Below are 12,020 nucleotides of genomic sequence, written 5' to 3' on the forward strand. Positions count from 1 at the left end.
CCCGTTCCGCGCCTGACCCCGCTCCCCCTGTCGGAGTGAGCCTGCGCGCGATAGCGTCGTATCAGTCAACCACAGAGCGGCTGACCCACCGCCATCGCGAGCAGGCTCACTCCTACAGGTTTTTGGGTACAATCCGCTCCCTCCTCAACTCCCCTAAGGAACCCCCATGTCCGGGCTTGAACTGTTTGCCGCCGCCCTCGGTGTGATCGCCGTCTGGCTGACGGTCAAACAGAATCCGTGGTGCTGGCCGATCGGCCTGGTCATGGTGTTGCTGTACAGCTGGATTTTCTATGACGTGAAGCTGTACTCGGACATGTTGCTGCAAGTGATTTACGCCGCGCTGCAAGTCTACGGCTGGTGGCAATGGACCCGCGCCGGGACGATGCATGACGGCCGTGAAGTCACGCGTCTGGATCGGCGCTCGATCCTGCTCGGCCTGAGTATCGGGGCACTGGGCAGCCTGCTGCTCGGCGCGGCCATGGCGCACTGGACCGACGCGGCGCAGCCGTGGCTCGATGCCGCGCTGACGGCGTTCAGCCTGGTTGCGCAATTGTGGATGGCGCAGAAACGTCTGCAATGCTGGGCGCTGTGGTTCGTGCTGGATGTGATTTTCGTCGGCCTGTTCCTGTACAAGGGTCTGTACCTCACCGCCGCGCTGTATGCCCTGTTCACCCTGATTGCTGTGCAAGGCTGGCGCGAATGGCGCGCCGATCCGGCGCTGCAGCGATGAAGGTGGTTGTCCTCACCGGCCCGGAATCCACCGGCAAGAGCTGGCTGGCCGCTGGCCTTCAGGCGCGCTTCGGCGGCCTGCGGGTGGACGAATACGTGCGCTGGTTCATCGAGCAGAATCCACGCGATACCTGCCTCAACGACATCCCCGCTATCGCCCGTGGGCAGTTGCAATGGGAGGATCAGGCTCGGGCGCAGCAACCGCAATTGCTGATTCTCGATACCCATTTGCTGAGCAACATCCTCTGGAGCCAGACCCTGTTTGGCGACTGCCCGGCGTGGCTGGAACCCGAGCTGCTGGCCCGGCATTACGACCTGCATCTGCTGTTGTCGCCGGAGCAGATCGACTGGACCGACGACGGCCAACGCTGCCAGCCGCAACTCAGCGAACGCATGGCGTTCTTTCAGGCCACCCGCGACTGGCTGGAACAACAACGGCAACCGCTGCAGATCATTCAGGGCGATTGGGATGAGCGGCGGTCTCAGGCTTTCGAAGCCGTGGCGCGTTTAATGGCTGATTGACCTGGCAAACAGCTCCTTTCGAAGCCCAAGTGTCCATTCTTGAAACACCCGACTCCGCGCAAAGCAGCCGTTTAAATGGCCTTCATCATTCTGCAAGGGCATCTGTTACGCCAGTGAAACAGTCCCCGGCAAACCCTTGTTCCAGAGCTTTGCACCGCCCCTGCCCCCGCCGCTGTCGGCGTGACTGTTTCAGCGCTGAAACAGGTTATGTATCAAGATTGCGTGCCGCAGCGCCAACCCGTTGAAAACAATAGACAACTAAAAAGCGGCACAGCTTTCGCTCTCTCCTTCCCAACGCTGACAAGAGCCAGCCCACTGAAGAAGGAATTGCCGCCGTGGGGAATATCAATAAAGGCCTGACCTGCCTTCTGCTGATTGGATCAGCCGCCAGCACATTCATCAGTTTCAACGTTCAGGCCGAAGGCAATGGCGTGATCGTTCTCAACCGCGACGTCCAGCCTATTGCAATCGGGCGCAGCGGTGGCAAAGACCCGTATCCAACCACGGTCAACGCCAACCCTTCCGATCGAATCCATCAAGCGATGACCAGCACCGAACTCAGTGACGGCGATTTTGCCAGTGTCGCCAGCGGCGCTTCGATCCGCAGCAACATGATCACGCCGAACTCGGACATGCCCGGCATGAACGTGCTGACCAACCCCAACGGCCTGCCTGGCATGAGTGCCGGTCACGGCGGCGGCGGTGGCGGCACGATCTCCAACACGATCAATCGCTCGCTGAGCACCGGTCTGGCGCCGCTGACTCGCATGGCTGGAGGTCAATGAGATGAATCGTTCCCTTCTGCTACTTGCCCTCTTCAGCTGTGCCAGCGTCATGGCCGATCCGAGTTCCGTGAACAACGCAGACATCCAGGATACCGGTGTGCAGTACCGCGGCAACTTCAACGTCAACCAGGCCGCCGGCGACCAGATGCAACAGACCAACACCAAAGCGATCGCCATTGGCACCAATGCCAGTGCCACCACCATCGTCAGGCAAAAGCTGGATACCCCTGCCAACCCGTCGATGAACGCCAGCGCCACCATTGGCGGCACCTCTTTCAGTAATGGCAACGGGATCCTGGGCGTGAACCAGGGCGCCGGTGCCAACAACCAGATGGCCAACGTGACGCGCGTCAGCATCAGTGCTGCCCCGCAAAGCGTTGACGACAGCGCCCTGTCGCAACAGAACGTGGCGCTTTTACCGAGCTCAGGAGCAACTGGCACCTCACCCGGCAGTCGCCAGGTCACGACAAGTGATCAGGCCTTCACCGGCAGCCGAGGGGTGATTCAGGTGAACCAGAGTGCCGGGGTGGGGAACCGTATGGCTAACACCCTGAGCATCCGGGTCGCTGACTGACCCAAACAACAAAAGCAGTGCAATTAGAAAGTACCAACACTTAACCAACTAATAAGCACGATGGAGAAACACCATGAAAACTACAATGGCTCTCAAACCACTGGTTTTCGCACTTGCAGCAGTAATGGCAATGGCGGCTCAAGCAGGCGGCAATGATCATGGTAACAACGGTGGTCACGGTCACAACCCTCCTCCACCAAAAGGCCCTACCCTGGAAGAACTGCTGCAAATCGGCGCAGGTGCCGGTGCTGCAGTACTCGACGTGCAAAACAACGGCGGTAACACCGTCCTGAACCAGGGCACCCAGAACAACGCCGGCATCAGTGGCTCGCTTAACGGCGCCAACGGCAACATCGGCGCCAACAACGTGGCCGGTGACGGCAACCAGCAAGACAACGCCGCGGCTCTGGCCACCGCTGACGAAAGCTTCATCTTCGGCTCTGCGGTGTCCGCTTCCAGCGCCACTCAAGTCAACAGCAACAACACCGTTGGCAACTACTCCAGCACCAACAACGCCGGCATGAACAACGTCGGCAACAGTGGCTCGGGTAACATTGGCGTGAACAACGCTGCCGGCAACTTCAACCAACAGAAAAACAACCTGGCAATCGCTGTGTCCGGTGGTCGTGTAGCGCAAGCCGCTGCTGCTGCCAACCAAAGCACTACCGGTCTGCAAGTCGGCAACAACGGCACTCAGACCTACAAAAAAGACACCCTCACTGGCACTGTCGCCGCCGTCGGCGTATTCGGCGCCGTGGGCGAAGCTACCATCAAAGGTGACAGCCACGGCGGTGGCGGTTATGGCAACGACGACAAAGGCCATGGCGGCAATGGCGGCAGCAAAGATCAGAAAGCCACCTTCGAAGCTGTGGGTGCCTTCGGTCTTGCTGGTGTAACCACGCAACAAGTGCTGACCCCAGACGGCTGGAAAAACCCAGTTACCAACAACGCCAGCATGACCAACGTAGGCAACAACTGGTCGGGTAACGGTGGCTTCAACAACGCTGCCGGTGTTGGCAACCAACAAAGCAACTCGCTGTCCATCGCTGCAGGTTGCAAAGCCTGCATGTAATCGCGATCGAAACGAAAGCCCCGGAAACGGGGCTTTTCCTCAGTCCGCAAAGGCGTATCGATCATGCGTAAGACTGCCTTTATCGCCCTGCTTTGCCTGTCCGGCCTGACCCAGGCTGCCCAGATGCCCGTCGCTGCCCTGCCCGGCGGCGTACTCGTCTACAAGAACGTGCAAAGCATTCGTGAACGCAAGTTTGCCGACATCGTCGAACAAAAAACCGATTTCAGCTGCGGCGCCGCCGCGCTGGCCACGGTACTGCGCCAGGCTTATTGGCTCGACGTCGATGAAGAGCACATCATCAAAGGCATGCTGGTCAACGCTGACCAGGACCTTGTTCGTACTCAAGGTTTCTCCATGCTGGACATGAAACGCTACATAGAAAGCATCGGCATGCGCGCCAGGGGCTACAAGATTCCACCGGAAAAACTCGACGACGTAACAATCCCGGTGGTGGTACTGATGGAAATTCGCGGCTACAAGCATTTCGTGGTGCTGCAGCGTTCGGACAAGGATTGGGTTTATATCGGAGATCCCGTCTTAGGCCATAAACGCTACGCCCATGATGACTTTGTCAAAGGTTGGAACGGCATCGTCTTCGCCATCGTCGGCCCCGGTTATGACAAAACCAATGCATTGCGCATGCCGCCGACCCCGCTGACCGCGAAGAACAAGCTGGATAACTTCAACCCTGTCAGAGATGCCGAATTGATGGACTTCGGGTTCATACAGAGCGACTTCTTTTAATCGCCGATTATAAAGAATGGGGCTGGATGTCCCGGGAGCAGCAGATGAAAACCTCATACTGGCTGGCCGCCGCCTGCCTGGCAGCGAGCGCGTCAGGCTATGCCAATGCAGGATTCAAACCCATCGAAGTTCAGGATCAGGAGCTGTCCCAGCTTCGCGGTCGTTACGTCATGCCGGGGCGGATCATCAGCTTCGGCATTGTCATGAGCAGTACCTGGCGCAACGCCAGCGGTGATCTGATCGGCGCTGCGACGTCGATGCAAATCCAGGCCGCCACGATCAAACCGGAATTCTATGTCTCGACCATCAAGGAACAGGGCAACGGCAGCACCCCGACGCCGGGCACTGGCAATGTCATTGGTGGCGCGGCACTCAACAGCAGCCAGGGCGTGACCCAAAGCGTACGCGCCGCCGGCGACGGCAACACCGCCAGCAACAATGTGGCCATCAATGTAAAAGAAGCCAACACCCCTCCGCCGCTGGCACCCGCACAAGGCCAGGCCCTGATGGCCGGGCAGACTATCGGGGCCAGCAATGCCGCTGGCAGTGTCGCCGTTTCGGCCACCAACAGTGGCGTGCAAATGGCCATTCAGGCCTCGGGCAATCAGGGCACCGCCCTGCAACAAGTGGCCCAGGGTGGCCTGCTGCAGAACACCCGCCTGCTCGGCAGCGCCAACGTGGTCAACAACATGACCCAACTCAATGTTGTGCTTAACAATAACGGCATCAGCCCCGGCGCACTGGACTGCAACCTGACTCAACTCAGGGCACTACGCAATATCGGATATTGAACTACGCTGAGTCTCGATCATTGGGCTTAAAGGGACGGCTTATTCATGTATCGATCAGTATCACTGCGTGCCGCTGTATGTCTGAGTACTCTTCTACCCGCGGCGATGCTGCAAGCAGCACCCGACGCAGATGTGGAGACCCTGAAACAGGAACTTCTGGAGCTGAAGCAACGATACGAAGTGCAACAAAAGGCCCTGGCGGTGCTCGAACAACGGGTCCGTCAGGTCGAAGATCAACCGGCAGCCCCGCAACCCAAACGGCTGGCCAAGTCGCCGTCTGACATGAAAGGCAATCCAAAAGTCGCGACCGGTACCGGGGCTCCCGGAGTTGGCGCGGCAGCAGCATCGGGGGGCGCCGCCGGGGGCAGCGGCGCTTCTTACGGCCAGTCGCTGGCCGACGATTCGCAACCGGCCCAGAGTGTGTCCAACCTCTACGACGAGGCCAGCGGCTTCTTCGGCGGCGGTAAATTCAGCTTTGAAACCGGCGTGACCTATTCGCGTTACGACACCCGGCAGCTGATCCTCAACGGTTTCCTCGCGCTGGACTCGATCTTTCTGGGCAACATCAACCTCGACCGCATCAAGGCCGACACCTGGACGCTGGATCTGACCGGGCGCTACAACTTCGACAACCGTTGGCAGTTCGACGTGAACGTGCCGGTGGTTTACCGCGAATCGACCTACCAGTCCGGTGGCGGCAACGGTGGTGCGTCCAACGTCACGACGGAACAGGATGTTTCGCGCGACCCGACCATCGGCGACGTCAACTTCGGCATCGCGTACAAGTTCCTCGACGAGTCGGTCAACACGCCGGACGCCGTGGTCACCCTGCGGGTCAAGGCGCCAACCGGCAAGGATCCGTTCGGCATCAAACTGCGCCAGACCGACGCCAACTCCAACCTGTTCGTGCCTGACACGCTGCCAACCGGTAACGGTGTCTGGTCGATCACACCCGGGGTTTCGCTGGTCAAGACGTTCGACCCGGCAGTGCTGTTCGGCAGCTTGTCCTACACCCACAACCTGGAGGAGTCGTTCGACGACATCAGCTCGACCGTCAACCAGAAAACCCCGGGCAAGGTCAGCATCGGCGACAGCTTCCAGATCGGCGCCGGTATTGCGTTTGCACTGAACGAAAAGATGAGTATGTCGTTTTCGATGTCTGATCTGGTGCAACGCAGGAGCAAACTCAAACCCGATGGCGGGGATTGGCAATCGGTGGTGTCCAGTGACGCCAACGCAGGCTACTTCAACGTCGGCATGACCATTGCCGCCACGGACAACCTGACTATCGTGCCCAATCTGTCGATCGGCATGACCCCGGATGCCCCCGACTTTTCCTTCAGCCTGAAATTCCCGTACTACTTCTAAAGCAAAAGATCGCGGCCTGCGGCATCTCCTACAGGGTTAATCCCTGTAGGAGTTGCCGCAGGCTGCGATCTTTTGGGCTTTGGTCTCTAGCGAATCTGGTGTTTGTGCAGCAGGCGATAAAACGTCGGCCGCGACACCCCCAGCACTTTCGCCGCCACACTGAGGTTGTCGCTGTGGCGGTTCAATACATCGCACAACGCCTGGCGTTCGGCGCGCGTCTTGTAGTCTTCCAGCGTACCCATCGGCGTCGAAATCGTGTGCTGGCTGAGCAATCCCAGGTCCCGGGCTTCGATCTGTCGGCCTTCCGCCAGAACCAGACCCCGTCGCACGCGGTTGGCCAGTTCTCGAACGTTGCCTGGCCAGTCGTGCTTGCCCATGGCGATCAACGCATCCTCACTGAAGCTGCGCGGGCGGCGGCCGGTTTCGTGGCTGTAGAAATGCGAGAAATGGTTGGCCAGCATCGACAGATCACCGTGGCGCTCGCGCAATGGCGCGGTCACCACTTGCAGCACATTGAGGCGGTAATACAGGTCTTCGCGAAAACGCTTTTTCTCGATCGCCGCTTCGAGGTCGACGTGGGTGGCCGCCAGCACGCGCACATCAACCGGAATCGGCTGACTGCCACCCACGCGCTCGATGTGTTTCTCCTGCAGAAAACGCAGCAGATTGGCCTGCAATTCCAGCGGCAGATCGCCGATTTCGTCGAGAAACAGCGTGCCACCATTCGCGGCCTCGATGCGCCCGACCTTGCGCTGATGCGCCCCAGTAAAGGCGCCTTTTTCGTGGCCGAACAGTTCGGATTGAATCAAGTGTTCGGGAATCGCCCCGCAATTGATCGCCACAAACGGCTTGCTGTGGCGCTGGGACTGGCGGTGCAGTGTGCGCGCCACCAGTTCTTTACCGGTGCCGCTTTCACCGCGGATCAGTACCGGGGATTCGGTCGGCGCCAGTTTGCTCAATAACTTGCGCAGCTCGCGGATCGGCTTGCTGTCGCCAAGCAGCTCATGTTCCGGCTGGTCGACGTGAATCGTGCCTTGTCCGCGCAGACGTGCCATGCCGAATGCGCGCCCCAGGGTCACCTGGACCCGCGAGACATCGAACGGCAAGGTATGAAAATCGAAAAACCATTCGCAGACGAAGTCACCGACGTTCTGCAACCGCAGGACTTCCTGGTTCAACACCGCGATCCACTCGGTGCCGCTGCGGCTGATCAGTTCCTTGACCGCTTCGGGACGTTCAAGGTGAAAAGGTTGCAGTCGCAGCAGCCCGACATCGCATGTCCGATCGGCGGCATTTTCCAGGGTACAACTGTCGACATCCCAGCCCACCGCGCGCAATCCGGGTAACAGGCGATGGCAGTCGTCACAAGGGTCGACTACCAATAAACGTCGTAACGCTGGCGCTTCGATCATGACTGTTCCTTGGCGCCAAATTTAGGGAAATTATTGTAAAAACAGTCATTTGGCAGACCCGACTGTAACATTAGCAAGAAATTGACAGGGCCTTGTATCGATTGCTTATAGGTGTACAAGCTAACGAGTTATAAGAAGCAAGTTTATTAGTCAGCTATCGAGTTGCTATCTTTCACCAGGCTTTCAAAAACGTTCGGAATGTTGAGCCCGAGCAATTAAGTTGAAATTTCTTTGTTTCGTGTGTGACCTGCCACGGGGTTGCGTGCATCAGTACAAGTAACCAGCCGAACGGTAAGCCCAACCGACGGCACATCACTTGATTGGGCACGACAGAGAGAAGACCCCAATGACCGCCCCGCTCCGTATCAACGAAGCTCTTTTGATTGCCAACCACGCGTTCAAACCCTTTCAGTGCGTGGCCTGGGCCCCACAAGACGGCAATGGCGAACTGAACCTGACCGTCATCGATCGTACCAACTCGCACATCGGTCGCCAGCAGATTCCAAGCAGCGCCTACTCCGATCCGGCGCAACTGGAACTGCTGTTGCAACAGGCCCGCGCTGAATTGAGCAAAGAAGGTTACCTGCTGCAATCGTGGTCGATGCCACATTGATCAGAGGCTGATGCGGATGACTTTCACGTCATCCGCTCTGTTCTTTGTTAGTTATCCGCTGCTGTTTATCTTCAATACTTCTGTACAACTTTCTTCAACCTGCCAGGCGCCACTGCTTGGCAGGCTTTCGTTTGGTTCAAAAAGACACTGTTATGGCACAGTGCGACCCTCCACCTGTTAGTTCTGTCAGTTGAACTTGCGTGTATTCAGGGATTGAATGTTCCGCTCATGCAGTTACCGCCCATTCGGGCCTGGTCAACTTGCAAGGAGAGGCATGCATGTCACCCGAGAACGCCTTTGCGCGCCCGGCACTACTCAACAGTTCCGGGCAACTCGACAAACAATTTGCCAACACTGGCGTCGCCCAAGTGTATTTCGCCGGCAGTGTTTCCAGCATGACTCAGGGTGTCGCACTGGATCGACAGGGGCGCGTGCTGGTCGCCGCCAAGGTCGGCACTGCTCAAGGCAGTCGTTTCGGTCTGGCACGCCTACTCGCGGACGGTTCGGCCGACCTCGCTTTCGGCCAGCATGGCAGCGTGATTGGCGAGTTCGAACGCGGTTTTGAGGCCACCGGTGGCAAGGTCCAGGTATTGCCCGACGGACGAATCCTGCTGGCCGGGCTGCATTATCAAAACGCCCATCGCACCCTGCCCGCCCTTGCCCTGTTCAGCACCGAGGGTATCCCCGACCCGAGCTTTGGTGAAAATGGCCGAAAAGTGGTGCGCCTGCCCGGCGACCTGTCCATCGGTTCCCGCGATTGCTGGCTGCCTCCCGGCGTACCGGGTGCTGAAGCCTGTGACATCGCCGTGCAGGACGACGGGCATATTCTGCTGATCGCCAATCACCACTTCGAACTCGCCGACCATGCCGGAATGCTGATCCGCCTGACGCCAGACGGGACGCTCGATGCAAGCTTCAATGGGCGCGGTTTCGTGATGATTCGACATTTGCTGCTCAACACGTGGCTCAGCAGCCTTGTATTGCAGAAGGACGGGCGGATCCTTGTCGCCGGCTCAATTGATTTTCCCCAGGAGGGGCTGGTGGCGCGCTACCTGCCTGACGGGCGTCTTGATGAGCGCTTCGCGGTGGATGGCTTCCTGGCTTTCAAAGCCAACGGCAAAAGCGCGATGGTCTGTCAGGTCATCGAGTCAAAGGAACATCTGCACTGTTTTGGCAGCAGTCGCGATCCGATCCGCTGCCTGGCGCTGAGCCTGCATCCTAACGGCCGCCCGGACTGGCGCAACGACACTGGCCACCCGCATCTGCTGGAAATCGGTCCCAGTGGTTGCCAGTGGAGCGCCGCGCAACGCATGGCGGATGGTCGGATCATGGCGGTGGGTGCAACCATCGGCGGTGTCGAGGCCGACTTCATCGTTGCTCGCTATAAAGCTGACGGCCATCTCGACCGAAGCTTCGGCAACGGCCACGGCTGGTTGCGCACGCGCCTGGGCCGCAGCCTGGATACCGCCAATTCTCTCGCGATCCAGCCAGACCGGAAAATTCTTGTCGGCGGCTACTCGCTCGACGGCAACTACCGCGCCATGGTCGCGCGTTATCTGAATCAATAACTCTCCAGACTTGAACTTGCCAGGCACTTGCGGCAACTTGCGCGCTTCTTAATACAAGGAGCAACCGATGTCCGGTTCACTGGCCCAGGCGTTCGCGCATAACTTCCTCGGGCATTCGCCCCGCTGGTACAAGGCGTGCATCGTCGGGTTCCTGATCCTCAACGCCGTGGTGCTGTTCACTGTCGGCCCGGTCGCCGCCGGCTGGCTGCTGGTGATCGAATTCATTTTCACCCTGGCCATGGCCCTCAAGTGCTATCCATTGATGCCCGGTGGCTTGTTGCTGATCGAAGCCCTGCTGCTGAAGATGACCTCACCACAGGCCCTGTACGATGAACTGGTGCACAACTTCCCGGTGATCCTGCTGCTGATGTTCATGGTCGCGGGCATCTACTTCATGAAGGATCTGCTGCTGTTTCTGTTCTCACGGTTGCTGCTGGGCGTGCGCTCCAAGGCGCTGCTGGCGCTGATGTTCTGCTTTCTCTCAGCTTTTTTGTCGGCGTTTCTCGATGCCTTGACCGTAACCGCGGTGATCATCAGCGCGGCGGTCGGCTTCTATTCGGTCTACCACCGCGTGGCCTCGGGCAATGATCCGCGTCAGGACAGCGAATTCAGCGACGACCGCCATCTGCCGGCCCTGCACCATGAAGACCTGGAGCAATTCCGCGCATTCCTGCGCAGCCTGCTGATGCACGGCGCGGTCGGCACCGCACTCGGTGGGGTCTGCACCCTGGTGGGTGAGCCGCAGAACCTGCTGATCGGCCATGAGATGGGCTGGCATTTCGCGGAGTTTTTCCAGAAAGTCGCGCCGGTTTCGTTACCGGTACTGGTGGCGGGTCTGGTGACCTGCGTGCTGCTGGAAAAACTGCGCTGGTTTGGCTACGGCACCCTGCTGCCGGACAACGTCCGCGCCGTGCTGGCCAATTACGCCGCCGAAGACAACGCCGAACGCACCCCGCGTCAGCGTGCCGCCCTGCTGGTGCAAGGCGCTGCCGCATTGATCCTGATTGGCTGCCTGGCGTTTCACGTCGCGGAGGTCGGGCTGATCGGCCTGATGGTGATCGTGCTGATCACCGCGTTCACCGGCATCACCGACGAGCATCGTCTGGGCAGCGCGTTCAAGGACGCCATGCCGTTCACTGCATTGCTGGTGGTGTTCTTTGCCGTGGTCGCGGTGATTCACGATCAGCAACTGTTCGCCCCGTTGATCCAGTGGGTGCTGGCGCTGCCGGCGGAACAACAGCCGGGCATGCTGTTCATCGCCAACGGCCTGCTCTCGGCGATCAGCGATAACGTGTTCGTCGCCACGATCTACATCACCGAAGTGAAACAGGCTTTCCTGTCCGGGCACATGAGCCGCGAGCATTTCGAGACCCTGGCGATCGCGATCAACACCGGCACCAACCTGCCAAGCGTGGCGACGCCCAATGGTCAGGCGGCGTTCCTGTTCCTGCTGACCTCGGCGATTGCGCCGCTGGTGCGCCTGTCGTACGGGCGGATGGTGTGGATGGCGTTGCCGTACACCGTAGTGATGGGGTTGCTGGGCTGGTATGCGGTAAGTTACTGGCTCTGACAACACGCGATAAAACTGTGGGAGCGGGCTGACGGAGTATCAGGCACTTGATGTGTTGACTGATGCACCGCATTCGCGAGCAAGCTCGCTCCCACATTGTCAGGGCGGTGAGCCAATGGCGCTGGCAACTCTCGATCAACCGGTATGAGCAGGCTCACTCCCACATTGGCAGGCGCTCAGCCAATGGCTCTGACTACACGCGATTAAAACTGTGGGAGCGGGCTTGCTCGCGAATGCGGAGTGTCAGGCACTTGATGTGTTGACTGATACTC

Annotated in this window: 12 protein-coding genes; 11 read left to right on the top strand and 1 reads right to left on the bottom strand. The window is 59.2% G+C overall.

Features of this window, described 5'->3' with window-relative positions:
- The first annotated feature begins 166 nt into the window (after positions 1 to 166).
- From pnuC to QMX91_RS23490, 8 genes are all read left to right on the top strand, one after another.
- Positions 167 to 730, top strand: a complete 564-nt coding sequence (gene pnuC, locus QMX91_RS23455; protein ID WP_134786489.1) for a nicotinamide riboside transporter PnuC — start codon at positions 167 to 169, stop codon at positions 728 to 730.
- Positions 727 to 1,251, top strand: coding sequence for an AAA family ATPase (locus tag QMX91_RS23460; RefSeq protein ID WP_027612704.1), 525 nt, complete (start codon positions 727 to 729; stop codon positions 1,249 to 1,251). Before pnuC ends, QMX91_RS23460 begins: the two co-directional genes overlap by 4 nt.
- 335 nt (positions 1,252 to 1,586) lie before the next feature.
- Entirely contained in the window at positions 1,587 to 2,036 is a 450-nt protein-coding gene (locus tag QMX91_RS23465) for a hypothetical protein (protein ID WP_098964142.1), read from the top strand.
- Between the two features lies 1 nt (position 2,037).
- On the top strand, positions 2,038 to 2,610 hold the full coding sequence (locus QMX91_RS23470) for an adhesin (RefSeq protein ID WP_098964143.1): 573 nt from the start codon (positions 2,038 to 2,040) through the stop codon (positions 2,608 to 2,610).
- 73 nt (positions 2,611 to 2,683) lie between these two features.
- A complete protein-coding gene (locus QMX91_RS23475) occupies positions 2,684 to 3,682 on the top strand; it encodes a heme utilization protein (protein WP_098964144.1) in 999 nt (332 codons plus the stop codon).
- A 63-nt stretch (positions 3,683 to 3,745) separates the two neighbouring features.
- Positions 3,746 to 4,426, top strand: coding sequence for a C39 family peptidase (locus QMX91_RS23480; RefSeq protein ID WP_007964629.1), 681 nt, complete (start codon positions 3,746 to 3,748; stop codon positions 4,424 to 4,426).
- A gap of 44 nt (positions 4,427 to 4,470) precedes the next feature.
- The gene (locus tag QMX91_RS23485) at positions 4,471 to 5,217 is read left to right on the top strand and encodes a hypothetical protein (protein WP_027612700.1); all 747 of its coding nucleotides are present in this window, start codon (positions 4,471 to 4,473) and stop codon (positions 5,215 to 5,217) included.
- Between the two features lie 45 nt (positions 5,218 to 5,262).
- Complete coding sequence (locus tag QMX91_RS23490) at positions 5,263 to 6,585, top strand: hypothetical protein (protein ID WP_098964145.1); 1,323 nt, start codon at positions 5,263 to 5,265, stop codon at positions 6,583 to 6,585.
- 86 nt (positions 6,586 to 6,671) lie between these two features.
- On the opposite strand, the gene QMX91_RS23495 is transcribed toward QMX91_RS23490, so the two are convergent.
- Complete coding sequence (locus tag QMX91_RS23495; protein WP_098964146.1) at positions 6,672 to 7,997, bottom strand: sigma-54 dependent transcriptional regulator; 1,326 nt, start codon at positions 7,995 to 7,997, stop codon at positions 6,672 to 6,674.
- Between the two features lie 346 nt (positions 7,998 to 8,343).
- On the opposite strand from QMX91_RS23495, the gene QMX91_RS23500 reads away from it, so the two are divergent.
- The 3 genes from QMX91_RS23500 to nhaB all read left to right on the top strand — a co-directional run bounded on the left by QMX91_RS23500 (position 8,344) and on the right by nhaB (position 11,748).
- A complete protein-coding gene (locus QMX91_RS23500) occupies positions 8,344 to 8,610 on the top strand; it encodes a hypothetical protein (protein ID WP_003225374.1) in 267 nt (88 codons plus the stop codon).
- A 278-nt stretch (positions 8,611 to 8,888) separates the two neighbouring features.
- On the top strand, positions 8,889 to 10,178 hold the full coding sequence (locus QMX91_RS23505; protein WP_134786492.1) for a hypothetical protein: 1,290 nt from the start codon (positions 8,889 to 8,891) through the stop codon (positions 10,176 to 10,178).
- A 67-nt stretch (positions 10,179 to 10,245) separates the two neighbouring features.
- Positions 10,246 to 11,748: a sodium/proton antiporter NhaB gene (nhaB, locus tag QMX91_RS23510; protein WP_282413459.1), complete on the top strand. Its 1,503-nt coding sequence runs from the start codon at positions 10,246 to 10,248 to the stop codon at positions 11,746 to 11,748.
- Positions 11,749 to 12,020: the final 272 nt, after the last annotated feature.

This window comes from Pseudomonas sp. PS01299, from assembly GCF_029960145.1.
GTDB classification, from domain to species: domain Bacteria; phylum Pseudomonadota; class Gammaproteobacteria; order Pseudomonadales; family Pseudomonadaceae; genus Aquipseudomonas; species Aquipseudomonas putida_A.